The following is a 26,140-nucleotide window of genomic DNA, read 5'->3' as shown; positions in this document are numbered from 1 at the left end:
CGACCGATAATATATAGGCGACCGGCTTAGTATTCTGAGCGACCTGTTTTTGCGATCCTCGGGGCGAGACGCGACCATGAACCACATAGAACCGAACGGGCCTTTCAGCAGAGAGGCAGTCACCCGCATGGAGGGGGCAGGCAGCGGCGGGGGCGTGACGGCGGAGCCGGTCACGCTCAACCCGACGGCCAGCCAGGTTGCCCATCAATATCGCCGCGACACCATTTCACCCGTCATGGTCAGCGGGCTGATGCGCATTGCCGAGTTCGGGATCGTGTTCCTTTCCGGCCTCGCCATCTTTCTGGGTTATGTCGGCCTCCAGCATAATCTGGCCTATATCTATCCCCTCGTTATCCTGTGCGGTGCGATTCTCTACGTGCTTCTGATCGAGATGGCCGATGGCTATCAGATCATGGCCTTGCGCAATCCCATCAATTATCTGGGGCGGCTGGTTCTTTCTTGGATCGGTGTCTTCGCCTTACTGGCGCTGACAGGATTTTTCCTGAAAATCTCGGAAGAGTTTTCACGGCTCTGGCTGATCACGTGGTTCTTCACGGGTCTTGTGCTGCTCGTCGGACTTCGCCTCGTCATCGCCCGCAAAATCCGCGGCTGGGCGCGCAACGGTACGATGGAGCGGCGGGCGGTCATCGTCGGCGGCGGCAAGAATGCGGAAGATCTCATCCGCTCGCTGGAACAACAGCCCGACAACGATATCCGCATCTGCGGCATATTCGACGACCGCGACAATCGCCGCTCGCCGCCCATCGTGGCAGGCTATCCGAAGCTCGGCAATGTGTCGGAACTGATCGAGTTCGCCCGCATCGCCCATATCGACATGCTGATCGTCTCCCTGCCCCTGACGGCTGAGGCGCGGGTGCTGTCGATGCTGAAAAAGCTCTGGGTGCTTCCAGTCGATATCCGCCTGTCGGCGCACACCAATCATCTGCGTTTCCGCCCCCGCGCCTATTCCTATATCGGCTCCGTGCCGATGCTCGATGTCTTCGATAAGCCGATCAACGATTGGGATTATGTCGCCAAGCGCGCCTTCGATATCGTCTTCAGCCTCATCGGCATCGCCCTCTTCTCGCCCTTCATGCTTTTGACGGCACTCGCCATCAAGTTGGAGAGCAAGGGGCCTGTCATCTTCAAGCAAAAGCGCCACGGCTTCAATAACGAGGTCATCGAGGTGTGGAAGTTCCGCTCCATGTATATCGAGCAGTGCGACCCGACCGCGCGCCAGGCCGTGACCAAGAACGACCCGCGCGTGACGAAGGTCGGTCGCTTCATCCGCAAGACCTCGATCGACGAGCTGCCGCAATTCTTCAACGCACTGATGGGCACGCTGTCGCTCGTCGGGCCTCGTCCCCACGCCATCGCGGCGCACTCGCACAATGTCCTTTATAACGAGGTGGTGGACGGCTATTTCGCACGGCACAAGGTGAAGCCTGGTGTCACCGGCTGGGCGCAAATCAATGGCTGGCGCGGCGAGATCGACAATGAGGAGAAGATCAAGATGCGGACGGAGTTCGACCTCCACTACATTGAGAACTGGTCGCTCTGGTTCGATCTGAAAATCCTGCTCCTCACCCCGATCCGCCTCCTCAATACGGAGAACGCCTATTGAGCGCGGTCGCTGAAAGCGCCTCTCCGACCAGGGCGGCGGTCAACCGGGCGCTTGTCCGGCTGATTTCGAAGGGCGCAGTCGGCTTCGGCGTTTTTCTCTCCGGCTTCGTCATCGATGAGCCCGCGCCTTATGAGCTCTACATGGTGGGGCTCATTGCGGTTTGGGCGCTGTTCGGCCTTAGGATTTCGCGTGTGACGGCGGTGCTTCTGGGCCTGCTGGTGCTCTTCAATTTCGGCGGGGTGATTTCGGCCAGCCAGATGCCGGACCTGAAAAGCGCGCCGCTCTATATCGGCGTATCGCTTTTCCTGGCCCTCACCGCCGTCTTCTTCGCGGCGATCATCGAGGCGGATTATCGGCGGTTGGCGACGATCTTCCATGGCTATTACCTGGCCGCTCTCATGACCGCGGCCTTGGGCATTTTAGGCTATTTCAACGCCTTTCCCGGCGCAGATGTCTTCACGCTTTACGGCCGCGCGAAGGGCGCGTTCCAGGACCCGAACGTCTTCGGGCCATTCCTGATCCTGCCCGCGGCATGGAGCATTCACCAGATCCTGACGGGCAAGCCGCGCGCGCTGCTTATGCATATCCCTCCCCTGCTCGTTCTGGTTCTGGGGCTTTTCCTTTCGTTTTCCCGCGCCGCCTGGGGGATGATGCTGGTGGCGATGGTGCTCGTTCCGTTCATCCTTGCTCTCAAGAATCCCAGCAACAGATTCCGGGTGAAGCTCATCGTGCTGGCGGGGCTGGCGCTTCTCATCATCGGGCTCGCCATCATCGCCGCCCTGCAAATCCCGCAGGTGGCGGAGCTTTTCTCGCAGCGCGCGCAACTGGTGCAATCCTACGACACCGATCGCATCGGGCGCTTCGCACGGCATTGGTATGGGCTCGTGCTTTCGGCGCAGCATCCGCTCGGCATCGGCCCGCTGGAGTTCGGCCCGATTTACGGTGAAGACACCCACAATATGTGGCTGAAAGCCCTGCTCGACTATGGCTGGCTCGGCTTCGCGGCCTTCCTGACGATGACCATGCTGACCCTCGGCATGGGGCTGCGCCTCCTACTGCGCAACCGGCCTTGGCAACCCTATCTCATCTGCGCCTATGTAACCTACCTGACCCATGTGATGGTCGGCAATGTCATCGACACCGACCATTGGCGGCATTTCTATCTTCTGATCGGGATCATCTGGGGATGCGTTGCGCTGGAGGTACGGCACAAGGCAAAAATGCCCCAACCTGCTTTCGAAAAATAGCCCGTTAAATTTTTCGAATCGGCCGCCCCAGCCGGGCTTCAAATTTCTTTGAAAGTATAATTATGATCTGACCGCTGAGTTTTTATCGATCCAGCGAAACTGAAAGGAGGTGAGACGTTTGAAACACCGGCTTACTCTGATAGTCAGGTTCAGGACTTGGCGGTTCACCCTGACGATCAGTAAAGAGTAAGAAATGGGAATCGGGCTTCGGCCCGGTCCTCAACCGGTAAAAGATCCGTCTCACCTCCTTCTGCAAAATATATTACCACGACGCCCCATCATTTCAAGACAGCCAATCCCTCTGCCAGGCTCAACCGAGCGGAGGAAACTGAATTTGGCCGTTTCCATTCATGGATCGAAGCTCCAGCTGCAGCGTTTGAAGAGGAACGCCGAAATCAGAGGAAGCTAGCCATGAATGTCGCCAACCTGCAAATCGAGGGATTGTGCCTTGCCATCGCGGCCCTCAACCAGAAACTCGTCGAGAAGGGTATTCTTTCCCGGTCCGAAATCGACGAGGCCTTGCGGGAGGCGGAAGCGACCGCCCGCGGGGACGATCGTTTTGTCGAGGATCTCAACCCGTCCAATCGGGATGCGATCTGCTTTCCGATCCGCGTCCTTCAGATCGCAAACAGCACTGAGCCCGAGCGACCCTGGACATTCTCCGATCTCGCACGTCTGGTAGGAAGCACCAAAGAGCCCTACAATGATATGCTCTGACCGTCATGGCCATCCCATATGGGCTCGGCCACGGCCTGCCCCGTTGAGCCGCGAAGCTCATGGGGGTGGGCTTTTAGGCGCGGTGTGCTGTACCCCGATGTGCATTTTCTGCCGGTTTCTGATTTTTAGGGCTTGCGGAAAAACCCTCATCATTCTAAGGCTTTCACCGGTTCGGAGCGTAGCGCAGCCTGGTAGCGCACTTGACTGGGGGTCAAGGGGTCGCTGGTTCGAGTCCAGTCGCTCCGACCATTAAATCAAACAATTCGCCGCCACTCACATTCCGTCTTTTGAAGACGAGCAACAGTCCGCCCCATTGGAACGGACCGTGATTCCCATTCTGTAGTTAGGGGAACATCTTTCTCGCTTTTGCCGTCGCCAGCACCTTGCCTTTGGCATCAAGCGCCTTGACAGTCCATGAATAGGTGTGACTTCCGGATGGCGGGCATGGTCCTTGATAACGGAATGCCCCGTAAGGAACTGCCGCTTGCCCATTGTATGGAAGCTTCCCGCCTCCATGGTTGTAGGCGAGTGCGTTCATATCTACCATCCGGAATTCAAGCGTCTTTGTTTCTGCCGGAACGCTGGCGAGCTTGAATGGCGGCGATTTAGGATCGAAGCATTTCTTCGTCGGCCCCCATTCGAATGAAACGCTCATATCAGCAGCATGAGCGCTGCCGCCCAGAAGTACAAAAGATATCCCCAAAGCCAATATGGCTCGCATTTTCAACCCTCTTCCTTAGGCTCGGCAACCTCACCGAGCCGATAGCGCCGGGAACCTATCATAGAGTTTAACTTGCGCAACTCTCCTGAGAAACTTACGCTGACCCATGTGCAGAGACCCAGTCGCCCCTGGCCATTTCCTCAATAGGATAGAGAGATCCCACGGACGGTTGGAGGGAGGTACAAGAAAAGAGAGCTCAATTGCGCAAGAGAGGTTTGCCTCTCACCGCACCTGATCCAGCAGTCTTTTGCACTCCAGTAGATCGAACAGCGCTTCCTGCAATAGCGTGCGATTGTCCTTGGAGAGGCGTTTATCGTCGGCACCAACCGGGCCATCGTCCTCGCCCTTCAGGAGGCCAAAGAGCTTGCGGCTGGGCTGCGGGCGAGCGATGCCGGCGGGCAGGACGGCGTCCGCCTCGTCTTCCTCGGCATCCTTCGCCGCTGCCTGCTTCTGCCGCGCGATCGCTTCCACCGCCGCCAGATCGCCATTGCCCAGCGCTATGACGAATTGCGGGCCGTTCTCGCGCAGCAGGCGCTGGACGCCCTTGATCGTATAGCCCTGATCGTAGAGAAGATGGCGGATGCCTTTCAGGAGCTCGACATCGACCGGGCGGTAATAGCGCCGCCCGCCGCCACGCTTCATCGGCTTGATCTGGGTAAACCGCGTTTCCCAGAAGCGCAGCACATGCTGAGGCAGGTTCAGCTCTTCGGCAACCTCGCTGATGGTCCTGAAGGCATCCGGGCTCTTGTCCATGGGCTTCCTTATTGCGGCGCCTGCTCAGCCGGTCTTACCTTGGCCTTGCGTGCCTGGTGTGCTTCCAGAATGCGCTGCTTCAGCACATTGGAGGCCTTGAAGGTCATGACGCGGCGCGGCAGGATCGGCACTTCCTCGCCCGTTTTCGGATTGCGGCCGATACGCTCGTTCTTGTCGCGGACGTGAAAGGTGGCGAAGGAGGAAAGCTTGACCGTCTCGCCATTGACGATTGCGTCGCAAACCTCGTCAAGGATCATCTCGACCAGCGCAGCGGACTCGGTTCGCGAGAGGCCGACCCGGCGGTAAACCGCCTCGGCCAGATCAGCGCGGGTGACAGTCTTTCCCCCCATGACGGAACCTGCTTGGTTAGCTTTTCACAATAAGATAACAGGGTCAGGACGTTACACAATCATTTCCGGCTGGGTCAAGCCGCCTTATGTAGGCCGAAAGGTGGAAAAGGCCCGCTTTACCAGCGAACCAGCACCGCGCCCCAGGTAAATCCGCCGCCCATCGCCTCTAGAAGCACGAGATCGCCCTCCTTGATGCGGCCATCGGCAACCGCCGTGGCAAGGGCCAGCGGAACCGACGCGGCGGAAGTATTGCCGTGACGATCGACGGTGATGACCACCTTCTCCTCGGCGAGGTTGAGCTTTTTGGCGGAGGCGTCGATGATGCGCTTATTGGCCTGATGCGGCACGAACCAGTCGATATCTTCAGCCGTAACGCCAGTTTCAGCGAAGGAAGCCTCGATCACATCCGTTATCATGCCGACAGCATGTTTGAACACCTCGCGGCCCTCCATGCGCAGGTGGCCGACCGTCTGGGTGGTCGAAGGGCCGCCGTCGACATAGAGCTTTTCGGTGTGCGAGCCGTCGGAGCGCAGATTGGCCGCCAGCACGCCCCGGTCGGACGTAAGACCCTTACCCTCCCCGGCTTCCAGCACCAGCGCCCCCGCGCCGTCCCCGAAAAGCACACAGGTCGTGCGGTCGTTCCAGTCGAGAATGCGCGAGAAGGTTTCGGAGCCGATCACCAGCACCCGCCTTGCCAGCCCGCCCTTGATGTAAAGATCGGCAGTGGTGAGCGCATAGATGAAGCCGCTGCACACAGCCTGCACGTCGAAGGCGAAGCCATGGGTTATACCGAGCTCACGCTGGATCTCCACGGCGCTCGCCGGGAAGGTATGATTGGGCGTGGAGGTCGCAAGGACGATCACGTCGATATCGGCGGGCTCAAGACCGGCATTGGCCAGGGCAGCCCGCGCCGCGGCGGCGCCGAGCGAAACGGTCGTCTCCCCCTCGCCCGCGATATGGCGCTGGCGGATGCCGGTGCGCTGGACGATCCACTCGTCCGATGTTTCGACGATTCCCTCGAAATCGGCGTTCTTCATGATGCGGGCCGGAGTTGCCGAGCCGACGCCCCTGACGATGGATCTGATCATGCTTTGTTGTCCCTGTCCTGCGGAGCCTTAAGCTCGCCGCGGCAATTATTGCTATTCCCTAGCTTCGGCCTCGCCTGCAACCGTGGCGGCAAGAGGGCGGCTGTCATGAAACTGGCTGAGATCGGCGGAAATCTTTTTCAAAAGCTCATTGCGCACCATGTCGTAGCCGACTTCCAGCGCGGCGGCGAAGCCTTCCGAGTCCGTCCCGCCATGGCTCTTTATGACCACGCCGTTGAGCCCTAGGAAGACGCCGCCATTCACCTTGCGCGGGTCCATCTTCTCGCGCACCATCTCGAATGCGCCCTTGGCGAAGAGATAGCCGATCTTGGCCATCAGCGTCCGGCTCATCGCGGCGCGTAAGTATTGCGCCATCTGCCTGGCCGTGCCTTCGGCTGCCTTCAACGCGATATTGCCGGAGAAGCCTTCGGTCACCACGACATCGACCGTGCCCTTGCCGATATCGTCGCCTTCGACGAAGCCGGCATATTCGAGGCCGTCCAGTTGCGTCTCGCGCAGCATCTGCCCCGCCTCGCGGATTTCATCGAGGCCCTTTACTTCCTCGACGCCAACATTGAGGAGACCGATGGTCGGGCGCTTGATCTCGAACAGCGCGCGCGCCATGCCGGCACCCATCACGGCGTAGTCGACAAGCTGCACTGCATCGGCGCCGATGCTGGCGCCGATATCGAGGACGATGCTTTCGCCGCGCAAGGTTGGCCAGATGCCCGCGATGGCCGGGCGCTCGACATTGGCCATCATGCGCAGGCAGAATTTCGACATGGCCATCAGCGCGCCGGTATTGCCCGCGGAGACGCAGACATCCGCCTCGCCTTCCTTCACCGCCTCGATTGCCTGCCACATAGAGGATTTGCCGCGCCCGTTGCGCAGCGCCTGGCTCGGCTTCTCATCCATGCGGATGGCCATTTCGCTGGCGTGAAAGGTGGATGCAGCCTGCAGCTTGGGGTAACGCGCCAAAACGGGCTCGACCCGATCCGCCAAGCCATAGATGACAAACCGGATGTCCGGATGGCGCTCAAGCGCAATGGCCGCGCCGGGGATGACAACTTCTGGGCCGAAATCGCCTCCCATCGCGTCGATCGAGATTCTGATCACACTTTTGTCCTGTCCCGGTCCCGCGGCTTTCCGGCCGCTTGATTATGCTTATTGAATGCCGGAGTGTTCCCGGCCCTTTTGCTTTAACGTAAGTCCGGCGCCAGCCGCTCCGCCTGCACCGATCCCCGCAATCGCGGGGAAAATAGCGTTTTTGCAATCGCAGACAACAGGAATTTCGTTTCAGCCGATTGAAGCGGAACCGGATGTCACTACTTTTTCTTCCAATCCGCCAGCTTTGCAAAAGGCGAAACCGGCTTTTCCGGCTCGGCATTGCCCACTTCTATGATCGTTTCCTCCGGCAGGCCGGGCTTGCGAGGGTAAGGATCGAGAGCAAGCTCGAAGAATTCCTCGGCAATGGCGCCAGCGTCAATATGGTCGCCGGAAAAGGTTTCGGGCATGTCGGGGCCTTCGGCATCGATCAGCATTTCGCCGCTCTCATCAAGCCGAATGCGGGCGAGGCTCGAATCCTCGGGGACGAGAATCGTCTCGACCTTTTCGGCAATCCTGGCTTCGATGGGTTCCAGCGTAACGACGCAGGACTGGACGACGTCGGCATCGATCCGGCCATGCACCTTAAGGCCCCGCTTCTTCCAGGGCATGATCTGGAACTCCGCCTCGAAGGATTTCACCTCCTCCAGGCCGTGGTCCCTGGCGAGGGCGACGCGTTCCCGGTCGTCGGCCTTGATCGTGACGGTCAGGCCTTTTTGCGGCACATGCTGCACGGACACAGGAAATTTCAGTGCGGGCGTTTCGTTCATCTTCGTCTTCTTTCTTTTTACTCAGGCCGGTATGGCGGGCCGCTCCGCATCGGGAAACAGGATATGCCCCCGCACCAGTTCCTCGTCCGGCTGCCTGTGCAATTGATCCTTCGCTTCGAAGGCGTAGGCCGCCAGCGGCGCAGCGCCCGGCCAGAATTCCAGATCGGGCCGGACATTGCGCGTCAGGGCCGCGGCGAAGGCCTCCCGGTCTCCAATTGCAAAGGCCGACTCATAGGATTCGATGCGGCCATAGAACATGCGCGCCAGCTTCTTCATCCGTTTCGGCACGCCCTGGTCGCCGATTCCGAGCTCGCGTAGCGAATGGTCTACATCCCTAAAGAACTCATCGGCAATCTCCTGGGCGATGGCGCGGAGCGCTTCATTTTCGCCTTTCAGCCGGTGCAGGGCAAGAAACATGTGGAGCGAGAGCATTTCATAGCGCCCGATGGGGGTATCGGGCACAGAAAGCAGTGCATAAAAATGCGGCTGCCGCGCCGCTGCCACGATCGCTTCATAAACGGCAAGAGTAATTGCCTCGTTTACCTTTGCCTTGCGGCTGAATAATTTAAGAATCATCCGGGTGGGACCCGCGCTTGTTGCATCCAGAAGCAAGGTGGTTTACCGAAGTTCACCCGATGGCGGAAGTGCCGGATTACAGATGAAGATGGAGATGTCGTTGTCGCAGCGGATTTTCAAGAGTGTCCAGACGAGAGAGGCATTCCTCATCGCGAGCACCATCCTGCTTTCGGCCGGCCTAGCGGGGTGCAACACAGCCGCCTCGCTCAACCCCGCCGAAACGCTGACGCAGGGCTATGTGCTTGATCAGCAGGCGCTCGATACGGTGCCGGTGGGCTCGAGCCGCGAACAGGTTCTGCTCGCACTGGGCTCGCCCTCGACCACGGCGACCTTTGACAATGAGGTGTTCTATTACATCTCCGAGAAACGCTATCGCCCGGCCCAGTTCCTGACGCCCCGGACCATCGACCGGCGCATCCTCGCCGTCTATTTCAACAAGGACGGCAAGGTCGAGCGGATCGCCCATTACGGCCTGCAGGACGGCAAGGTGTTCGACTTCATCTCGCGGACAACGCCGACCGGCGGCAAGGACCAGACCTTCCTCGGCCAGATCCTCGCCGGCGCCGGCAAGATGCCGATGGGTGTACCCACGACGGGGCGGTGATCGGCCCCGCAGGCTTTGCCGGTTCGTGTAAAAATACGAGGTTTGGCCTATATAAGAAGTGACCTGCAGCGCAGGAACGCTGCAGGTCGGACGCTTAGATTTCGATATAGACCCGCACGGTGATTATCCAGGCCGTGCGGGTTTTCTTTATCTCAAGCGTGATAATCAGCGGTATACACCACATCATATCGTCTCCTTCGCAGACAAGGCTGTGTCCTGCCTCAGCCCGGACGCCAATTCGCCGGATGCGTGCGCCTGGTTCAATCACCGCACAGCTGCTTCTGCCTACGATTTTTTGAGCAGGATGCCCGGTAAGTTTAGCGCGACACCCTGCTCAAGCTCGCTGTTTCAATGCGCCAACACTGCCAGCAGCAGCAGCGCGACAATGTTGGTGATCTTGATCGCAGGGTTGACCGCCGGGCCGGCGGTATCCTTGTAGGGATCGCCAACCGTATCGCCGGTGACGGAAGCCTTGTGCGCCTCGGAGCCCTTGAGATGCTTGATCCCCTGGCTATCGACAAAACCGTCCTCGAAGCTTTTCTTGGCATTGTCCCATGCGCCGCCGCCTGAGGTCATCGAAATCGCCACGAACAGGCCGTTGACGATGACGCCGAGGAGCGATGCGCCGAGCGCGGCGAAGGCGGAGGCTTTCGAGCCCGAGATCAGCAAAACACCGAAATAGACGACGATGGGCGCCAGCACCGGCAGCAATGACGGGATGATCATCTCCCGGATCGCCGCCTTGGTCAGAAGATCGACGGCGCGGGCATAGTCTGGTCGGTCGGTTCCGGTCATGATGCCCGGCTTCTCCCGGAACTGCCGGCGCACCTCCTGCACCACCGCGCCCCCTGCCCTGCCCACGGCGGTCATGGCGATGCCGCCGAAGAGATAGGGGATGAGGCCGCCAAAGATCAGCCCCGCCACCACATAGGGGTTGGAGAGGTCGAAGGAGACGTGGCCTATGTCCGCAAAATAGGGAAAGGTCGCCCCGTTGGACGCGAAATAAGCAAGGTCATTCGAATAGGCTGCGAAGAGCACCAGCGCGCCCAGGCCCGCAGAGCCGATGGCATAGCCCTTGGTGACGGCCTTGGTGGTGTTGCCGACCGCGTCGAGCGCGTCGGTGGATTTGCGCACATCGGGATCGAGCCCCGCCATTTCGGCGATTCCGCCTGCATTGTCCGTCACCGGGCCGAAGGCGTCGAGCGCGACGATCATCCCGGCGATACCGAGCATGGCGGTGACGGCGATGGCCGTGCCGAACAGGCCTGCGATCTGGTAGGTGGAGATGATGCCGCCGATGATGACGAGCGCGGGCAGCGCCGTCGATTCGAGCGAAACCGCCAGCCCCTGGATGACATTGGTGCCGTGGCCGGTCACCGAGGCCTGCGCGATGGAATTGACCGGGCGCTTGCCGGTTCCGGTGTAGTACTCGGTGATGAGGACGATCAGCCCCGTCACGGCAAGGCCGATCAGCCCGCAGATGAAGAGGTTGCTTCCCGTTATCGCCTTGCCCGCGACAGAGCCGATCTCGCCCCAGCCTATGGTCATCGACGTCGCGACGGCGAGGCCGACGATGGAGAGAAGGCCCGTGGCGATGAGGCCCTTATAGAGCGCGCCCATGATGGAATTGTTGGCGCCGAGCTTGACGAAGAAGGTGCCCGCGATGGAGGTCAGGATGCAGGCCGCAGCGATGGCGAGCGGATAGACCATGATCATCTCGAACATGGGGACCGCGCCGAAGAAGATCGCGGCGAGCACCATGGTGGCGACGACCGTCACCGCATAGGTCTCGAACAGATCCGCCGCCATGCCCGCGCAATCCCCGACATTGTCGCCGACATTGTCGGCGATGGTGGCTGGATTGCGCGGATCGTCCTCGGGAATGCCCGCCTCGACCTTGCCGACAAGATCGCCGCCCACATCCGCGCCCTTGGTGAAGATGCCGCCGCCGAGGCGTGCGAAGATGGAAATGAGCGACGCGCCGAAGCCGAGCGAGACGAGCGGATCGATCACCTCGCGCCCCGATGACGGATAGCCCAGCCATTGGGTGAGCACGAGATAATAGACGGCGACGCCTAGCAGCGCGAGGCCTGCCACCAGAAGTCCGGTGATGGCCCCTGCCCTGAACGCGATTTCCAGCCCGCCGGCAAGGCTGCGCGAGGCGGCCTGCGCGGTGCGCACATTGGCGCGGACCGAGACATGCATGCCGATGAAACCGGCAAGGCCCGACAGCACCGCGCCGATGAGGAAGCCGACCGCCGACGAGGCAGACAGAAGATACCAGACGAGGGCGAAAACGATGATGCCGACGATGGCGATGGTCGTATATTGCCGGGCGAGATAGGCCTGCGCACCCTCACGGATGGCCGCCGCGATTTCCTGCATCCGCGCGTTGCCCTGATCGGCCGATAGCACCGATCTGGTGGCCCATACGGCATAAATGACTGCCGCCGCGCCGCAGGCGATGACGAAAAGAAGAACTGTCATGCCAACTCCCATTATTTTTCAATTATTTACCGACCCAAAGCTCCTCCCGGGCCTGTATTTAAGCGGCATAAAATATTCATTCCGCCGCCTTCAATAAACATGAGGAACGGCGGGACAATCGTCAAGAAATAAAGCGATGTATATTGGACATGGGCGCACGCACACCTTCCCCATGCGGGGAAGGTGTTCGCGTTAGCGGGCGGATGGGGGTGGGGACGTTTGCGTTTTCCCAGCCATAGGCCGTCAGCGTCGTGCCGGACATGAGCGAGGCGATGGCGAGGTGCCGAACAAAAGGAAATCATGCAGGCCCTCGATCTTGCCTTTTTCCGAGCGGCGATAGGTTTCCGTCACCATGGTCGTGGCGCCGCTCACATCCTTTTCAGGCGAAAGGGAAACCGGCCATTTGGCCGGTTTCCTAGAGATCAGAGACCCAGCCAATCCGACGGGAAGGTTACCGTAGCTCCGTCTCCGGTAGTTATTGTTTTTCCGTTTACCACTAGCGTACCGCCGTTTTTGACTGTGGTCGTGCCGGCTGAAGCGATCCCATTCAGGCCGAGGGTGAGAACACCTGCTAAGAGTGTAGCCAAAAGTTTGTGATTCATGATGACATTCTCCTTCTGAGGTCCCGCCCTAATATTCGCCCCCTGACTGTCGCCTGTATTTATGTAACGTCAGGTGCGATATCTAGATTTTTAATAAAAATGTGATTTAATTATGCTTAAATATAGGCATATTCGTCATTATTTTATATGTATTATTCTAATATCTTTTAACTTCAAAACTTACTTGATCTATCGCACATGAAGAACGGACGAGATTGTTGACGAGGCTGAGTCTTTCTATCGTTCTTTATGTTTTATTCTTCCGCCTTCCATAAACACGCGAAACGGCGGGACAATCACCAAGAAATAAAGCTATGTATATTGGGATGGAAAGGCTGGCAGAAGCGCAACCGCGGCCTGCTCGCACTTTTCACTCCGCCGGGGCCCGCACACGCCGCCGCTCAAGCATCACCAGCCCGGCGAGCGCGAAGAGGCAAGCGATGCTAACCGGAACGACGATCCAGTTCAGCACATCCCAGCCATAGACCGTCAGCGTCGTGCCGGACATGAGCGAGGCGATGGCGACGGTGCCGAACAGGAGGAAATCGTGCAAGCCCTCGATCTTGCCCTTTTCCGAGCGGCGGTAGGTTTCCGTTACCATGGTCGTGGCGCCGATGAAGCCGAAATTCCAGCCGATGCCGAGCAGGATCAGGGCGAGCCAGAAGTTCCAGAGCGCGATGCCGGCGAGCGCAACGCCCGCGCAGGCGAGCAGCAAGACAAGCCCGGCAGCGACCACCGTCTCCTTGCCGAAGCGGCCGATCAGGCGTCCGGTGAAGAAGCTGGGCCCGAACATGGCCAGCACGTGCCACTGGATGCCGAGCGTGGCCTCGTCGGTCGAAAGGCCGCAGCCGACCATGGCGAGCGGCGCGCCGGTCATGACGAAGCTCATCAGCGCATAGGTGACGATGGCGCAGAGAAGCGCCACGAAAAAGCGCGGCTGGGAAATGATGGTCTTGAGCGGACGGGCCGGTAGAGTATCCTCCTCCATTACCGCCGCGACATGGCTTTTCAAGCGCAGCAGCGACAGAATGCCGATGCCCGCCACGCCGATGACGCCGACCGTCAGGAAGGCACCGGCGAACATGATCGGCTCGAAGAGGTCCCGTGTGTAGATCACGGCCATGGGACCAAGGACGGCGGCGAAGACGCCACCCGTCATCACCCAGGACACAGCCTTGGGCTTGAAGGCCGAGGGTGCATCGTCGGTGGCCGCGAAGCGATATTGCTGGACGAAGGCGGTGCCGAGGCCGATGCCAAGCAGCCCCGCGACGAACAGCCAGAAATCCCCCCGGAACAGGGCAAGCGCCGCAAGGATGCCGCCCAGCGACGTCACCGCCGCCCCGGCCATGAAGCCATAGCGCCGCCCGACCCGCCGCATCAGCGCGGCGGCGGGGAGCATTCCCAATGCGGTGCCGAGGCTGAAGCCGGTCACGGGCGCGGTGGCGAGGGATTTGTCCAGTTCCAGCAGGTAATAACCCGCCAGCCCGCCCATGGAGATGGCGATGGGCGAGGCGCTGCCGACAACCGCCTGCGCCACTGCCAGAATGAAGGCGGTTCGTTTTGCTTCGGTTTCGGCGGCGGTCACTTGCGGTAAAGACAATGCGGCCCCCTGAAATATTTTGCTTATTGTGGCTTTAGAAAATTGCACGGCAGCCTTTCAGGCTCGCGACCTTAGAAGATCGGCATATGCGCCATCTATCAAGTCCGCTTCCCTGATGCCGAGCTTGTTCATGATGGCATAAGCTTCCTCGATACCAGCGGCGATCTGGTCCTCGCCCTTAAGCACGACTTCCAGTTCAAGGAAGTCTCCCAGATTATCCACCCTATCGAGATGAACGCGCGTTCGCCCTAGCATGAAGAGCGTTCTCACCTTCCGTACGACAATGTCCTCGCCATATGCCGCGGACAGGACGGCGCGTAAAGTGAAAGGCTCATTTGTCGCACTGATTGAATATGTGCTCGTCTTTGGCCCGGTTTGGTCAGGACGTTGATAAAAAATAAGCTCGCCGCGAGCGAGCGAAAGGATCCTGAGTTTCAATCGCCCTTCCCGCGTTGGAAAGAACACATCCGTTTGTTCGATCGTCTGAGGCAAATCAGCGGACAGAGCTTTGACCGCAGCGGCAATTGCGGTCAGGTCGGAGACGCGAGCCTTAATTTCAACATTTCTCGCCATGAACGCCTCATGGTCCCGGCTGCCCGGCGGATCTTAATTAACTCGGACCGCACCGTGGCGGCCATCCGTCAATTCCAGAGGGCTCACGCGCCCTTCACGCCACGGCTCTCTCCCCGTATCCGGAAGGCCAGCCTATCGAGAACCGCGTTGACCAGCTTGGGCTCGTCATCGGTGAAGAACGCCTTGGCGATATCGACATATTCCGAGACGATGACGGCGGTGGGCACGTCCTTGCGGTCCTTCAGCTCCCAGCAGCCGGCGCGCAGGATGGCGCGCAGGGTCGAATCGAGGCGCGAGAGCGGCCAATCCTCGGTCAGCGCATCGCGGATCATCGGATCGAGCTTCAACTGGTCGGTAACGACGCCCGAAACGATGGCGCGGAACCATTGCGGATCGGCTTCCAGATATTGCGCGCCATCCACTTCCTTGCCGAGCCGGTGGGCCTCATATTCCGCGACGACCTCAAGCACGCCGGTACCGGCGACATCCATCTGATAGAGCGCCTGCACGGCGGCGAGCCGGGCGGCGCCGCGCTTGTTGGCCGGTCGATGAGCGGGCCGGCCTTCGGGGGCAGAAGCCATTTCGTCAGGCTCCCAGTTTTTCGCGCAGTTTGATCATGGTCAGCGCGGCGCGGGCGGCGAAGCCACCCTTGTCCCCCTCCTCGCGGCGGGCGCGAACCCAGGCCTGCTCCTCATTCTCCACCGTCAGGATGCCGTTGCCGAGGGCAATGCCTTCCTCGACGGAGAGATCCATCAGAGCGCGGGCCGATTCGTTGGCGACAATGTCGAAATGATAGGTCTCGCCCCTGATAACGCAGCCGAGCGCGACGAAACCGTCATAATCGGTTTCGCCATCGAGGGCGAAGGAAATGACCGCCGGGACTTCCAGCGCGCCCGGAACGGTCACCACATCATAGGTCGCACCCGCTTCATCGAGGGCCGCCTTCGCGCCGATCAGCAGGGCGTCGGCCAGATCATCGTAAAACCGGGCTTCGACAATAAGCAAATGCGGCGCGCGCGCCTTGTTCTCGGACATGAGTGGCTCCATGACGGGTTTCGCGCGGCCAGCGACAGGGCCGCAAAATTGGGGGCGGAAATCAGGTCCGCATATTGGCAACCGCTCTAGAGCAGGATGCGATGAATTTCAATGAGGCATGTTGTTTGGGGCGCGATTCCTGTAGGGACGGATACGCACAGCCCTCGCCCGCCTTCAGCATTCTGCGTCAGCGGCGAGGCCTATTGCGCCTCTTTCGAATATTGCGCGAGCCGCGCAGCGTAGCGCGCGAGCTGGTCGATCTCGATGTTGACCTTGTCGCCCAGCTTACGCTCGCCCCAGGTAGTGACTTCAAGCGAGTGGCGGATCAGGAGCACGTCGAACACATTGCCGTCGACACCGTTGACCGTCAAGGAGGTGCCGTCGAGCGCCACCGAGCCTTTCTGCGCAATAAAGGGCGCCAACGCCTCCGGCGCGCGGATGCGGAAGCGGACGGCGTCGCCCTCCTCTTTCCGCTCGATGATTTCGGCCTGCCCGTCGACATGGCCGGAAACCAGATGCCCGCCCATCTCGTCGCCCAGCTTCAGCGAGCGCTCGAGATTGATGCGCGTTCCGGATTTCCATGTCCCAAGCGTCGTCAGGCGCAGCGCCTCCTCCCACGCCTCTACCTCGAACCAGCGGGCATTCGAGCCTTTTTCCGGTAGGGCGACGACGGTCAGGCATACGCCAGCGCAGGCGATGGATGCGCCGAGCGCGATCGTCTCGGGGTCATAATTCATCTCGATACGCAGCTGGACGCCCTCGTTCAGCCGCTTGATGCGATCAACCTTGCCGATATCAGTCACGATACCTGTAAACATCAGGGCTTCCTCTTGAACTCGGTGAAGCAATCGGCGCCGAAACGCGCCTCACGGCTTATCACAAAACTACTGTCGATATGGGAACGCAGGCCAGGCACCGCCACCCCGCTTTCGCCGTCAATGGCTTCAGGCCCTTCCAGAAGCGCGATGCGGTCGACCAGCCCTTCGCTCAGGAACTGGCCCGCGATCTCGGCACCGCCCTCCACCATAACGGTGGAGATGCCTTGCGCGGCCAGATCCTCCAGCAGTTCCGGCAGGGCGATACGGCCATCGGCGCTCTCCGTCGCCAGAATGCGGCAGCCGGCATCGACCAGCGCCTGCTTCCTGCGGGGATCGGCATTGGCGTCGCATGCGATCCAGACGGGGACGGCGGAAGCGGAGACCACCAGCGCGGACGACAGCGGCAGACGCAGATCGCTGTCAAGCACGATACGGACCGGCGAGCGTCTTTCCAGGCCCGGCAGGCGGCAGGTCAGCATGGGATCGTCGGCAAGCGCCGTGCCGATGCCGATGAGGATTGCATCGCTTTCAGCGCGCATCATATGGGTCTGCCCCCATGAGACAGGTCCGGTAATTCTCACCTGCCCCTCGCCTCGGCGCCCGATCATGTCATCGGCGGAAATGGCGAGCTTCAGCGTCACCTCGGGGCGTTTTTTGCGCGAGCGTATGAGATATCCGCCCATGACATCAGCGGCATCGTCCGCAAGAACGCCTCCAACCACTTCGAGGCCGCCGGCGCGCAAGATAGCATATCCCTTGCCGGAAACGCGGTCATCAGGGTCGGTCGCGGCGGCGACTACGCGTGTCACGCCCGCGGCAACGAGAGCCTCGGCGCAGGGCGGCGTACGGCCATGATGGGCGCAGGGCTCGAGGGTCACATAGGCCGTGGCTCCCCTCGCCTTCTCGCCGGCCTCGGCGATGGCCTCCGTCTCGGCGTGGGGTCTCCCGCCTATCGCCGTGACGCCGCGCCCGACAATGACCGGCCCGTTGCCATCATCACGGACAATGAGGGTGGCGACCGAGGGATTGGTCCCGGTCAGTCCCAGATGACGGCGGGAATAGCGGATGGCAGCAGCCATGAACCGCAGATCGTCTTTGCTGATGTGTGTATCGGCCCCCGCCATATGGTTTACTCCTCGACGAAATCGCCGTCCGGCAGCTTATCCTGGGCGGTCAGTTCATCGATGACGCTATGGAAATCGCGCGCCTGGCGGAAATTGCGGTAGACGGACGCGAAGCGGATATAAGCGATGTCGTCGATGCCCTTGAGTGCGTCCATGACAAGACGGCCGATCTCCTCGGATTCCACCTCCGCCTCGCCGGAACTCTCCAACTGACGGACAATGCCTGATATGGCGCGCTCGACGCGGTCGGGATCCACCTGCCGCTTGCGCAGCGCCACCTCGACCGAGCGCATCAGCTTGTCGCGGTCGAAAGGAACGCGTCGCCCGCTCTTCTTGATAACCAGAAGCTCGCGCAGCTGCACGCGCTCGAATGTGGTGAAGCGCCCGCCGCAGACCGAGCATACCCTACGCCTGCGGATCACCGACCCATCTTCAGCGGGGCGGGAATCTTTCACCTGTGTGTCTTCCGACTGGCAATAGGGACAACGCATGGAGTTCTTTCACCGTGATCGATTCTCTGAGACGTGATTTCACCCGAAAACCGCTTCACACTTTTCGGAATCACGCCCAGCCAGACTATGGCATAAGAACTTCATAATGAAACACACAGTTGTCCTATACACCGATGCGTGATCAGCCGAGATACGGATAGAGTGGGAAGCGGTCGGTGAGCGCGATGACCTTCTGCTTCACGGCCTCTTCCACTGCGGCGTTGCCCTCATCGGAATTGGCGGCTTTGAGACCGTCGAGCACTTCCGAGATCAGATTGCCTATCTCGCGGAACTCGGCCACGCCGAAGCCGCGCGTCGTGCCGGCGGGAGTGCCGAGACGGACGCCCGAGGTGACGAAGGGCTTTTCCGGGTCGAAGGGGATGCCGTTCTTGTTGCAGGTGATGTTGGCGCGGCCAAGAGCGGCTTCCGCACGCTTGCCAGTGGCGTTCTTCGGGCGAAGATCGACCAGCATCAGGTGATTGTCGGTGCCACCGGAGACGATGTTAAGCCCGTTTTCCTTCAGAACATCCGCCAGCGCGCGGGCATTGTCCACGACATTGCGGGCGTAGGTCTTGAACTCGGGCTTGAGTGCCTCGCCGAAGGCCACGGCCTTGGCGGCAATAACATGCATCAGCGGACCGCCCTGCAGACCAGGGAACACAGCCGAATTGATCTTCTTGGCGATTTCCGCGTCGTTGGTGAGAATCATGCCGCCGCGCGGACCGCGGAGCGACTTGTGAGTCGTGGTGGTGATGACATGAGCGTGCGGAACCGGCGACGGATGCACGCCGCCTGCGACGAGGCCGGCGATATGGGCCATATCGACCATGAGATAGGCGCCGATGGAATCGGCAATGGCGCGGAAGCGCTGCCAGTCCCAGAAGCGCGAATAGGCGGTGCCGCCGGCGATGATGAGCTTCGGCTTATGCTCCTGCGCCAGACGCTCGATCTCGTCCATGTCGAGGAGGTTATCGTCCTGTCGCACGCCGTAGGAGACGACGTTGAACCATTTGCCCGACATATTGACCGGGGAGCCATGCGTCAGATGACCGCCAGAATTGAGGTCGAGGCCCATGAAAGTGTCGCCGGGGTTGAGCAGCGCCAGGAACACGGCCTGATTCATCTGGCTGCCGGAATTGGGCTGCACATTGACGAACTCGGCGCCGAACAGTTTCTTGGCGCGCTCGATAGCCAGTTCCTCGGCCACATCCACGAACTGGCAGCCGCCATAATAGCGCTTGCCCGGATAGCCCTCGGCATATTTGTTCGTCATGATCGAGCCCTGCGCCTCAAGGACGGCGCGGGAGACGATGTTTTCCGAGGCGATCAGCTCGATCTCATGGCGCTGGCGGCCAAGCTCGTTGCGGATCGCACCGAAAAGCTCGGGATCTGTCTCCTCAAGGGGAGCGTTGAAAAAGACTTCCGAGGCAGCGTTGGCCTGCGACATGATAGCTATCCCTCCGGGTTGCCGGGCATTCATCAATGGATGACGGCGCATTATCATATTCACACGCCCAAGGCCAATGGCGCAGCCGCGAAAAGCAGTGGCTGGAAAGCGGCATGGGGGGCAGGACTGTGTCTAATGTCTTGGGCTTATTGCGGAGGAGGAACAGGTTGTTCCTTTTTCAGAGCCTGGAGCGTGGTCAGAATCTCGCCCACCTGCTTTTCGAGATTGCCAAGTCTGGTTTCCATATTGTCCAGTCTTGGCTGGACCTGCTGCACGGCATTTTTGCCGGCCTGCTCGGCGATGGTCTGGGCATCCAGACCGACACCGAACATGGATGTCCCCCAACTCAATATCGCGATGACCAGACCGACGGTGGTGGCGGAAGCGAGCCAGATGTTCAGCCGCAGGCTGGAAAAGACGAGTTCATGATGATCCAGCCGCTGTTCGACCTTTCCCAAGCGCTGGTCGAAATGGTCGAAGCGTTGGTTGAGAAGCCGGAACTCGCCCATCACCTGGGCGAACTTGGTATCCGTCCGGGCTTCAGAAGCAGCGATTTTGGCGTCAACCTCACTCATGGTTGAAGATATGACATCTGTGCCATCGTCCGGCAAGGTGCCCGGCTTCACCGATTGCGTAAAATGCTCCCGCTTGACCACCATTCCCCGCGCCCCCACGCTTGCCCATAGACAATTTCTATAATCGCGGGGCGCGATGCAATTAAAAATAGCGAACAGGGATGACCCTGTTCGCTATCAATTTCAGCTATCCGTTTTGGCTCAGATATCCGTGCCGAGCGCCAATTCCATCGCACCGTCGCGCTGATAAATGTCGTCACGGAACTGGACGACGCCGTCGCCGGTGGACCAGGCGGTGACATAGATGAAATGCACCGGCACCGGATCGGCAAGCTGGATCGGCGTGTTGACGCCCGACTTGATCGTCGCCTCGATGGTCTGACGGTCCCAACCGGGCGTGTTCTTCAGCAGCCAGACGTCGAGGTCGCGCACATTTTGCACGCGCACGCAGCCCGACGAATCGAAGCGCATCAGATTGTTGAACAGGCTCTTCTGCGGCGTATCATGCATATAAACCGCATGGGCGTTGTGGAAATTGATCTTCGTGGACGCCATCGCGTTGATCTTGCCCGGGTCCTGCCGGAACATCAGCTTGACCGCGTCATTGGTGTTCCAGTCCACGCTTTCCGGCGGCACTTCCTGCCCCTGGGCATCAAAGAGCCGGATGCTGTTGCGCGTCAGATAGGTCGGGTCCTTCCGCATCAGCGGAATGATGTCCTTCTCGATGATCGACTTCGGCGCGGTCCAGTAGGGATTGAGGATGACCTCATGGATCTTGGACACGAGCAGCGGGGTCTGGCGGTCGATCTTGCCGACGATGGCGGTATGACGCTGGGCGACGCGGCCATTTTCCACCGCCTCGATCTGCGCGGCCGGGATGTTGACCATGACGAAGCGCGGATCGGTGATGTTGGCGATCTCGCTCAAGCGCTGGAGATTGGTGTTGAGCTGTCCCAGCCGGACATCGGCGCTCACATTCATGGCGGCATAGGTGAACTGCCCCATCACGCCATCGGCAGGCAGGCCATGGCGGGCTTGGAAGCGCTTGACCGCCGCGTCGACATAGGTGTCGTAGGCGTTGGAAAGGCCCGAGCTTTCCGGCAAATCGCCGGCGATCATCAAGCGGCGGCGGAGGATGGATACTGCGGGATCGACCGCGCCGAGGCGCAGCTTGGCATTGCCCGGCACCTGCGGCCAGCCGCCCTGGGCAACGATGTTGCTGTACTGGCCGATTGCCGTCTGCACATAGGACAGGGTCGCCGGGCTCATGATGGGCTGGTTCGTCGCCACCTTCTGCGCGCCGGAAACGCGGGCATCGAACTGGTCGTTCCAGTTGCCGCGGCGCGGGGCGGCGAGAACTTCATTGATGACGGGCTGGGCAAACGCCCCCGTCGCGAATGCCGAGAGTCCGGCGGTCGCCGCGCCGCGCAGGAACAGGCGGCGATCCATCATGGAAGCTGCGAGATTCTTCCGAGGATTGTTCATCGGTGCATTCCCTGAATTGCTCATCTTTAGCTCAAGTTCTCCGGCCGTTTATCGACGCAAACTGATTCAAACTTTATCCAGAACAGCGTTAACAAACGGCAACTTTCTCCTACCGCGCATCCCCTAGGACACGCGGGGAGACTGGCACCCAAACCCCTTGTTTAAAGCTGATCGCGGAGTTTCCCTGCCCATGCATCAGGCCCGCGTTTATGGCTTAATCATGTCGCATCGGGCTGCAGCAAGCGCGCCAACGGCAAAAAGCCCGGCTGGTCAGCCGGACTTTTTGTCGATGTGACGTTTGTGCAACAATTATATGCCAGGAGTATTACATGCGGTAGGCGATCGTGTCGTTCCAGAAGCGGTCGAGGCGCTGCAGCGACTTGTTCATATTCTGGAACTCTTCGGCGCGGATACCGCCGACCTGCTCGATCGAAGCGACGTGGCGCTCATAGAGCTTGGCCACCAGATCGGCCACTTCCTGGCCCTTCGGGGTCAGGCTGATGCGCACCGAGCGGCGGTCGACGCGGGAGCGCTGGTGATGAATGAAGCCCATCTCGACGAGCTTCTTCAGATTGTAGGACACGTTGGAGCCGAGGTAATAGCCGCGGCTGCGCAGCTCGCCCGCCGTCAGCTCGGCATTGCCGATGTTGAAGAGCAGCAGTGCCTGAACCGCATTGATATCGCTGCGGCCGTTACGCTCGAACTCGTCCTTGACGACATCGAGCAGGCGGCGATGCAGGCGCTCTACAAGCTGCAACGCTTCCAGATAGAGCGTCCGCAAAGCCGTCTGTTCATTCTGCGAACGCGTATCCGCGCCCGACTTGCGCTGGGTATTGATCATCGTCTTATGCCTCTCTGTTGCGTCGGTGTATTTTTTCTCACCGTTGAGACAGACAATAATCGACACGCATAAAATTCGAATTAAAACACAGACTTAACAGGAGCTTACCGAAGAAGAAGCAAATTCAGGCTTAATGAATTGCTTATGTAGCCTGTACTCATGGCTTACGGCGCTCGCGCTCCTGAAGAACCAGCATTACACGAAACGCGATATAGACGGCCAGGATCAGGCCATTGGTGACGCCGACCATGGGCTTGGCGGCGTAGACGCGCTCGAAGACGGTGTACATCGCCGTTTCCAAAATTGCCGCCGCGAACCAGACGACCGGGCCCCAGGGCGCGCGCATCCAGAGGCCGCTTGCCGCCACCGGGAACAACACCGCCAGCGAGACGGACGCGGCCTGCCATTGCCAGGGCATCAGGTCGAAGCGCCAGAGCAGTCCCGGATGGAGGCCGATGAGCCTAATCCAGTAAGCGACCCCCAGCGCCAGCGAATAGATCGACAAAAGCCGCATGAACCAGACGAAGCCGGTTTCGGCGAGCGTGGGCTCGGCGCGCTGGCGCAGTTGCTCCTCCATCATGGCAGCGTCAGTTCCCTCGTTCCAAGCGGCGCAAAATAGGCATCGATATCACCGGGCAAGACATCCGCCAGCCGTGAAGGCTGCCAGCGGGGCTTGCCGTCCTTTTCGATCAGCGCCGCGCGCACGCCTTCATAGAAATCATGCCCTGCGAGCATCCGGGTGACGATGCGATATTCCATCCGCATGCAATCGTCCATGGAAAGCGCCCTGCCCTCCGCCATTTGCCTTGATGTGACGCAAAGGCTCGTCGGCGAGCGGCTTTCCATGGTTTTCAGGATGGCGGCAGTTGCATCGCTGCCTGCGTCAGCACTGCCTTGCAATGCCGCGATGCAGTCCTCCAGCGTCGCTTCGGCGAAACATTCGGCGATCAGTTGCCGGGTTTCGCCGCCTGTTTCGAAATCGGGGCTTGCCGTATCGGCCAGAGCCGCCGCGACATCACCTGTCTCGATGAGCATATTCCGCACGCGCCCTGTGGCCTCCGAAGCGATTGCATGGGTAGCGATGCCGGTTCCAAGGCAATCGCCCCAGCGAATCCGGTTGCCGGTGAGCGCCAGATAGAGCCCGAAATGACCGGGCAGATGCGGCAGGAAGGCGCTGGCGCCCACATCCGGGAAGAAGCCGATTCCGACCTCCGGCATGGCAAAAAGCGTATTCTCCGTCACGATACGATGGGAGCCATGCACGGAAATGCCTGCGCCGCCGCCCATGACGATGCCGTCGAGAAAGGAGATATATGGCTTGGTGTAGCGCTTGATCTTTGCGTTGAGGCGGTATTCGTCGGCGAAGAAATCATGGGCGGGAGTGCCTGCGAGGCGGGCCCTGTAGGCCGCGGCCACATCGCCGCCGGCGCAGAAGGCACGCCCCTCGCCCTCCACGATGATCAACGCGACATCCAGATCAGCCTCCCAGGCGGTGAGCGCGCGCCGCATCGCCTTGACCATGCCGTGGGTCAGCGCATTCAACGCGGCGGGCCGCATCAGGCGGATGAGGCCCGCGCAACCGCGGCGCTCGAAAACGACATCATTTTCACCGCCAAAATCGACTTCCACCATCCGGCTCCATTCCCTGCCCGCAACAGGGGTAGAAAGGGAAAGCCGCCGCGTCAATGGCGCGCGGGTCAATGAACTTGGTTTCGCCATCCTTACCGTGATAAACCTTGCCCATTATCTTCGCGGGGAGACCCAAATGAACAAGCCATTTTCCGAAACCATCCGTGCACGCAGCGTCGATGAGATCACGCAAGGCCGCCGGCTGCGCCGCATGCGCAAGGCCGACTGGTCGCGCAGGCTCGTGCAGGAGAACCGCCTGACGGTGGACGATCTGATTCTGCCGATTTTCCTCTGCGAGGGCGAGAATTACAGCGAGTCGATCGACGCTATGCCTGATGTGCGGCGCTTCTCGGTGGATATGGCGGTGCGGCAGGCGGAAAAGGCGGCGAAGCTTGGCATTCCCGCCATCGCGCCCTTCCCGCGCGAGAGCATGGAGATCAAGGACGAGACCGGCTCGCACATCGCCAGCCCCAACAATCTCATCAACCGCTTCGTGCGCGCGGTCAAAAAGGAAGTGCCCGAGATCGGCATCATCACCGATGCGGCGCTCGACCCCTTCACCACCCACGGGCATGACGGCATCTTGCGCGACGGCATCATCGTCAATGACGAATCGGTGGATATGGTGGTGCGCGGCGCCCTGGCGCAGGCGGCAGCGGGCGCTGATATCATCGCTCCCTCCGACATGATGGATGGGCGCATCGGCGCGATCCGCGAGGCGCTCGACCGCAACGGCTTCAGCGATGTAGCGATCATGTCCTACGCGACGAAATTCGCCTCCGCCTTTTACGGCCCCTATCGCGAAGCCATCGGCACGTCGGGCCTGCTCAAGGGCGACAAGAAGACCTATTACATCGACCCCGCCAATAGCGACGAGGCGCTGCGCGAGACGGAGCAGGATCTGGCTGAGGGCGCGGACATGATTATGGTCAAGCCGGGCCTGCCCTATCTCGATATCGCCCGGCGGCTCAAGGACGCCTTTGCCATGCCCACCTATGTGTATCAAGTGTCGGGCGAATATTCGATGATCAAGGCGGCAGCGGCCAATGGCTGGATCGACGGGGACAAGGTAATGATGGAAAGCCTGCTCGCCTTCAAGCGCGCCGGCTGCGACGGAATCCTGACCTATTTCGCAATTGAGGTCGCCGAAAAGCTGCGGGCTTGATAAGGTTATTCTTGAAAAAGCTGGCTCGCTATCCCATTTCCTCCAACAATGGAGTGTTTTTTTGGGCGCAAGCCCTGACGGAAAACCGGGGTCCACTTTTCCCGGGCTTGCCTGGACGGGAATACCGAGATGACCGATAATATCCTTCACGGCGATATCATCCCCACGCAACGGGATGACTGGCGTCTTTACCAGGGAGTGAGGACGCGCCGCGTCTTTGCCTTCCTGATCGACTACATCTTTGTCCTTCTGCTCTGCATCCCCGTGGCGTTCATCATCGCCATCCTCGGGATCGTCACGCTGGGGCTTGGCTGGCTGCTTTACAGCATCATGATACCGCTCATTGCCCTGCCTTATGTGGCTTTGACGCTCGGCGGCCCCCGCCAGGCGACGCTGGGTATGCGGGTGATGGATATCAAGCTGGAGCGGCTCGACGGCAAGCCGGTCGACGGCATGCTCGCCATCGTGCATACGGTGCTGTTCTGGGCTGGCAATGTGATCTTGACGCCGCTCATCCTCCTCGCAACCCTGTTCCTCGACCGCAAGCGCACCGTGCATGATATGCTGCTGGGCACGGTTGTGGTGCGGACGGACAGATAATGCGCGGCGGCTATTAAGCCGTCTCCTTAAATCCCTGCCATGCCTGGTAAATCTCCCCTTTACTTTACCACTCAAAAAGCATGGCAGGTTGATTTCAATTCCTGAGGGCCTGATTTC

28 protein-coding genes and 1 tRNA gene are annotated in these 26,140 nt (G+C 60.2%); 7 read left to right on the top strand and 22 right to left on the bottom strand.

Features of this window, described 5'->3' with window-relative positions:
• Positions 1-76 precede the first annotated feature (76 nt).
• The 4 genes from ACOWVG_RS03505 to ACOWVG_RS03490 all read left to right on the top strand — a co-directional run bounded on the left by ACOWVG_RS03505 (position 77) and on the right by ACOWVG_RS03490 (position 3,837).
• The gene (locus tag ACOWVG_RS03505; RefSeq protein WP_420960084.1) at positions 77-1,624 is read left to right on the top strand and encodes an undecaprenyl-phosphate glucose phosphotransferase; all 1,548 of its coding nucleotides are present in this window, start codon (positions 77-79) and stop codon (positions 1,622-1,624) included.
• A complete protein-coding gene (locus ACOWVG_RS03500; protein WP_420960083.1) occupies positions 1,621-2,871 on the top strand; it encodes an O-antigen ligase family protein in 1,251 nt (416 codons plus the stop codon). Before ACOWVG_RS03505 ends, ACOWVG_RS03500 begins: the two co-directional genes overlap by 4 nt.
• Before the next feature lie 411 nt (positions 2,872-3,282).
• Positions 3,283-3,588: a hypothetical protein gene (locus ACOWVG_RS03495; RefSeq protein WP_420960082.1), complete on the top strand. Its 306-nt coding sequence runs from the start codon at positions 3,283-3,285 to the stop codon at positions 3,586-3,588.
• 172 nt (positions 3,589-3,760) lie between these two features.
• A tRNA-Pro gene (locus ACOWVG_RS03490) sits at positions 3,761-3,837 on the top strand.
• Positions 3,838-3,931: 94 nt separating this feature from the next.
• On the opposite strand, the gene ACOWVG_RS03485 is transcribed toward ACOWVG_RS03490, so the two are convergent.
• The 7 genes from ACOWVG_RS03485 to ACOWVG_RS03455 form a co-directional block, all read right to left on the bottom strand.
• The gene (locus ACOWVG_RS03485; protein WP_420960081.1) at positions 3,932-4,309 is read right to left on the bottom strand and encodes a phospholipid-binding protein; all 378 of its coding nucleotides are present in this window, start codon (positions 4,307-4,309) and stop codon (positions 3,932-3,934) included.
• 222 nt (positions 4,310-4,531) lie between these two features.
• Positions 4,532-5,062: a MerR family transcriptional regulator gene (locus tag ACOWVG_RS03480; protein WP_420960080.1), complete on the bottom strand. Its 531-nt coding sequence runs from the start codon at positions 5,060-5,062 to the stop codon at positions 4,532-4,534.
• A gap of 8 nt (positions 5,063-5,070) precedes the next feature.
• Positions 5,071-5,412 (bottom strand): integration host factor subunit alpha, encoded by a 342-nt coding sequence (locus tag ACOWVG_RS03475; protein WP_420960079.1) that lies wholly within the window; start codon positions 5,410-5,412, stop codon positions 5,071-5,073.
• A 116-nt stretch (positions 5,413-5,528) separates the two neighbouring features.
• Positions 5,529-6,500, bottom strand: coding sequence for a beta-ketoacyl-ACP synthase III (locus tag ACOWVG_RS03470; RefSeq protein ID WP_420960078.1), 972 nt, complete (start codon positions 6,498-6,500; stop codon positions 5,529-5,531).
• Between the two features lie 51 nt (positions 6,501-6,551).
• On the bottom strand, positions 6,552-7,613 hold the full coding sequence (plsX, locus tag ACOWVG_RS03465) for a phosphate acyltransferase PlsX (RefSeq protein WP_420960077.1): 1,062 nt from the start codon (positions 7,611-7,613) through the stop codon (positions 6,552-6,554).
• Between the two features lie 209 nt (positions 7,614-7,822).
• Complete coding sequence (locus tag ACOWVG_RS03460; protein ID WP_420960076.1) at positions 7,823-8,371, bottom strand: YceD family protein; 549 nt, start codon at positions 8,369-8,371, stop codon at positions 7,823-7,825.
• 21 nt (positions 8,372-8,392) lie between these two features.
• The gene (locus ACOWVG_RS03455; RefSeq protein WP_420960075.1) at positions 8,393-8,947 is read right to left on the bottom strand and encodes a ubiquinol-cytochrome C chaperone family protein; all 555 of its coding nucleotides are present in this window, start codon (positions 8,945-8,947) and stop codon (positions 8,393-8,395) included.
• Between the two features lie 100 nt (positions 8,948-9,047).
• On the opposite strand from ACOWVG_RS03455, the gene ACOWVG_RS03450 reads away from it, so the two are divergent.
• Positions 9,048-9,551 carry an outer membrane protein assembly factor BamE gene (locus ACOWVG_RS03450; protein WP_420960074.1) on the top strand — a complete coding sequence of 168 codons (504 nt, stop codon included), beginning with the start codon at positions 9,048-9,050 and terminating at the stop codon, positions 9,549-9,551.
• Positions 9,552-9,899: 348 nt separating this feature from the next.
• Here ACOWVG_RS03450 and ACOWVG_RS03445 read toward each other — a convergent pair whose 3' ends face one another.
• The 15 genes from ACOWVG_RS03445 to ACOWVG_RS03375 form a co-directional block, all read right to left on the bottom strand.
• Positions 9,900-12,050, bottom strand: a complete 2,151-nt coding sequence (locus tag ACOWVG_RS03445) for a sodium-translocating pyrophosphatase (protein WP_420960073.1) — start codon at positions 12,048-12,050, stop codon at positions 9,900-9,902.
• A 231-nt stretch (positions 12,051-12,281) separates the two neighbouring features.
• Positions 12,282-12,410: a hypothetical protein gene (locus ACOWVG_RS03440; RefSeq protein WP_420960072.1), complete on the bottom strand. Its 129-nt coding sequence runs from the start codon at positions 12,408-12,410 to the stop codon at positions 12,282-12,284.
• Between the two features lie 600 nt (positions 12,411-13,010).
• Positions 13,011-14,240 carry an MFS transporter gene (locus ACOWVG_RS03435; RefSeq protein WP_420960071.1) on the bottom strand — a complete coding sequence of 410 codons (1,230 nt, stop codon included), beginning with the start codon at positions 14,238-14,240 and terminating at the stop codon, positions 13,011-13,013.
• Between the two features lie 57 nt (positions 14,241-14,297).
• The gene (locus ACOWVG_RS03430) at positions 14,298-14,813 is read right to left on the bottom strand and encodes a class IV adenylate cyclase (protein ID WP_420960070.1); all 516 of its coding nucleotides are present in this window, start codon (positions 14,811-14,813) and stop codon (positions 14,298-14,300) included.
• 83 nt (positions 14,814-14,896) lie between these two features.
• Positions 14,897-15,394, bottom strand: a complete 498-nt coding sequence (nusB, locus tag ACOWVG_RS03425) for a transcription antitermination factor NusB (protein ID WP_420960069.1) — start codon at positions 15,392-15,394, stop codon at positions 14,897-14,899.
• Between the two features lie 4 nt (positions 15,395-15,398).
• Positions 15,399-15,848: a 6,7-dimethyl-8-ribityllumazine synthase gene (locus ACOWVG_RS03420; protein WP_420960068.1), complete on the bottom strand. Its 450-nt coding sequence runs from the start codon at positions 15,846-15,848 to the stop codon at positions 15,399-15,401.
• 200 nt (positions 15,849-16,048) lie between these two features.
• Complete coding sequence (locus tag ACOWVG_RS03415) at positions 16,049-16,666, bottom strand: riboflavin synthase (RefSeq protein WP_420960067.1); 618 nt, start codon at positions 16,664-16,666, stop codon at positions 16,049-16,051.
• A complete protein-coding gene (gene ribD / locus ACOWVG_RS03410) occupies positions 16,666-17,790 on the bottom strand; it encodes a bifunctional diaminohydroxyphosphoribosylaminopyrimidine deaminase/5-amino-6-(5-phosphoribosylamino)uracil reductase RibD (RefSeq protein WP_420960066.1) in 1,125 nt (374 codons plus the stop codon). The genes ACOWVG_RS03415 and ribD overlap by 1 nt, the downstream gene beginning before the upstream one ends.
• A gap of 5 nt (positions 17,791-17,795) precedes the next feature.
• Positions 17,796-18,281, bottom strand: a complete 486-nt coding sequence (nrdR, locus tag ACOWVG_RS03405; RefSeq protein ID WP_420960065.1) for a transcriptional regulator NrdR — start codon at positions 18,279-18,281, stop codon at positions 17,796-17,798.
• 142 nt (positions 18,282-18,423) lie between these two features.
• Positions 18,424-19,728, bottom strand: a complete 1,305-nt coding sequence (gene glyA, locus ACOWVG_RS03400; RefSeq protein ID WP_420960064.1) for a serine hydroxymethyltransferase — start codon at positions 19,726-19,728, stop codon at positions 18,424-18,426.
• 146 nt (positions 19,729-19,874) lie between these two features.
• On the bottom strand, positions 19,875-20,387 hold the full coding sequence (locus tag ACOWVG_RS03395; protein ID WP_420960063.1) for a hypothetical protein: 513 nt from the start codon (positions 20,385-20,387) through the stop codon (positions 19,875-19,877).
• A 117-nt stretch (positions 20,388-20,504) separates the two neighbouring features.
• Complete coding sequence (locus ACOWVG_RS03390) at positions 20,505-21,788, bottom strand: L,D-transpeptidase family protein (RefSeq protein ID WP_420960062.1); 1,284 nt, start codon at positions 21,786-21,788, stop codon at positions 20,505-20,507.
• 325 nt (positions 21,789-22,113) lie between these two features.
• Positions 22,114-22,629 carry a transcriptional regulator LdtR gene (gene ldtR, locus ACOWVG_RS03385; protein WP_420960061.1) on the bottom strand — a complete coding sequence of 172 codons (516 nt, stop codon included), beginning with the start codon at positions 22,627-22,629 and terminating at the stop codon, positions 22,114-22,116.
• A gap of 157 nt (positions 22,630-22,786) precedes the next feature.
• Positions 22,787-23,209 carry a DUF6163 family protein gene (locus tag ACOWVG_RS03380; protein ID WP_420960060.1) on the bottom strand — a complete coding sequence of 141 codons (423 nt, stop codon included), beginning with the start codon at positions 23,207-23,209 and terminating at the stop codon, positions 22,787-22,789.
• Positions 23,206-24,258 carry an enoyl-CoA hydratase/isomerase family protein gene (locus ACOWVG_RS03375; protein ID WP_420960172.1) on the bottom strand — a complete coding sequence of 351 codons (1,053 nt, stop codon included), beginning with the start codon at positions 24,256-24,258 and terminating at the stop codon, positions 23,206-23,208. The genes ACOWVG_RS03380 and ACOWVG_RS03375 overlap by 4 nt, the downstream gene beginning before the upstream one ends.
• Positions 24,259-24,394: 136 nt before the next feature.
• Between ACOWVG_RS03375 and hemB the strand changes: the two genes are divergently transcribed.
• Both hemB and ACOWVG_RS03365 read left to right on the top strand, forming a co-directional pair.
• Positions 24,395-25,423 carry a porphobilinogen synthase gene (gene hemB / locus ACOWVG_RS03370; protein WP_420960059.1) on the top strand — a complete coding sequence of 343 codons (1,029 nt, stop codon included), beginning with the start codon at positions 24,395-24,397 and terminating at the stop codon, positions 25,421-25,423.
• A gap of 129 nt (positions 25,424-25,552) precedes the next feature.
• On the top strand, positions 25,553-26,023 hold the full coding sequence (locus ACOWVG_RS03365; RefSeq protein ID WP_420960058.1) for an RDD family protein: 471 nt from the start codon (positions 25,553-25,555) through the stop codon (positions 26,021-26,023).
• Positions 26,024-26,140: the final 117 nt, after the last annotated feature.

The sequence above is a fragment of the Brucella sp. IR073 genome (assembly GCF_049065735.1).
GTDB lineage: Bacteria > Pseudomonadota > Alphaproteobacteria > Rhizobiales > Rhizobiaceae > Paramesorhizobium.
This window is presented reverse-complemented; position numbering and strand designations above follow the sequence as displayed.

Coding starts and splice junctions, on each gene's coding strand:
- ACOWVG_RS03505 (WP_420960084.1), top strand. CDS start 77: ATGAACCACATAGAACCGAACGGGCCTTTCAGCAGAGAGGCAGTCACC.
- ACOWVG_RS03495 (WP_420960082.1), top strand. CDS start 3,283: ATGAATGTCGCCAACCTGCAAATCGAGGGATTGTGCCTTGCCATCGCG.
- ACOWVG_RS03485 (WP_420960081.1), bottom strand. CDS start 4,309: ATGCGAGCCATATTGGCTTTGGGGATATCTTTTGTACTTCTGGGCGGC.
- ACOWVG_RS03480 (WP_420960080.1), bottom strand. CDS start 5,062: ATGGACAAGAGCCCGGATGCCTTCAGGACCATCAGCGAGGTTGCCGAA.
- ACOWVG_RS03475 (WP_420960079.1), bottom strand. CDS start 5,412: ATGGGGGGAAAGACTGTCACCCGCGCTGATCTGGCCGAGGCGGTTTAC.
- ACOWVG_RS03470 (WP_420960078.1), bottom strand. CDS start 6,500: ATGATCAGATCCATCGTCAGGGGCGTCGGCTCGGCAACTCCGGCCCGC.
- ACOWVG_RS03460 (WP_420960076.1), bottom strand. CDS start 8,371: ATGAACGAAACGCCCGCACTGAAATTTCCTGTGTCCGTGCAGCATGTG.
- ACOWVG_RS03455 (WP_420960075.1), bottom strand. CDS start 8,947: ATGATTCTTAAATTATTCAGCCGCAAGGCAAAGGTAAACGAGGCAATT.
- ACOWVG_RS03445 (WP_420960073.1), bottom strand. CDS start 12,050: ATGGGAGTTGGCATGACAGTTCTTCTTTTCGTCATCGCCTGCGGCGCG.
- ACOWVG_RS03430 (WP_420960070.1), bottom strand. CDS start 14,813: ATGGCGAGAAATGTTGAAATTAAGGCTCGCGTCTCCGACCTGACCGCA.
- nusB (WP_420960069.1), bottom strand. CDS start 15,394: ATGGCTTCTGCCCCCGAAGGCCGGCCCGCTCATCGACCGGCCAACAAG.
- ACOWVG_RS03420 (WP_420960068.1), bottom strand. CDS start 15,848: ATGTCCGAGAACAAGGCGCGCGCGCCGCATTTGCTTATTGTCGAAGCC.
- ACOWVG_RS03415 (WP_420960067.1), bottom strand. CDS start 16,666: ATGTTTACAGGTATCGTGACTGATATCGGCAAGGTTGATCGCATCAAG.
- ribD (WP_420960066.1), bottom strand. CDS start 17,790: ATGGCGGGGGCCGATACACACATCAGCAAAGACGATCTGCGGTTCATG.
- nrdR (WP_420960065.1), bottom strand. CDS start 18,281: ATGCGTTGTCCCTATTGCCAGTCGGAAGACACACAGGTGAAAGATTCC.
- glyA (WP_420960064.1), bottom strand. CDS start 19,728: ATGTCGCAGGCCAACGCTGCCTCGGAAGTCTTTTTCAACGCTCCCCTT.
- ACOWVG_RS03395 (WP_420960063.1), bottom strand. CDS start 20,387: ATGGTGGTCAAGCGGGAGCATTTTACGCAATCGGTGAAGCCGGGCACC.
- ACOWVG_RS03390 (WP_420960062.1), bottom strand. CDS start 21,788: ATGAACAATCCTCGGAAGAATCTCGCAGCTTCCATGATGGATCGCCGC.
- ldtR (WP_420960061.1), bottom strand. CDS start 22,629: ATGATCAATACCCAGCGCAAGTCGGGCGCGGATACGCGTTCGCAGAAT.
- ACOWVG_RS03380 (WP_420960060.1), bottom strand. CDS start 23,209: ATGATGGAGGAGCAACTGCGCCAGCGCGCCGAGCCCACGCTCGCCGAA.
- hemB (WP_420960059.1), top strand. CDS start 24,395: ATGAACAAGCCATTTTCCGAAACCATCCGTGCACGCAGCGTCGATGAG.
- ACOWVG_RS03365 (WP_420960058.1), top strand. CDS start 25,553: ATGACCGATAATATCCTTCACGGCGATATCATCCCCACGCAACGGGAT.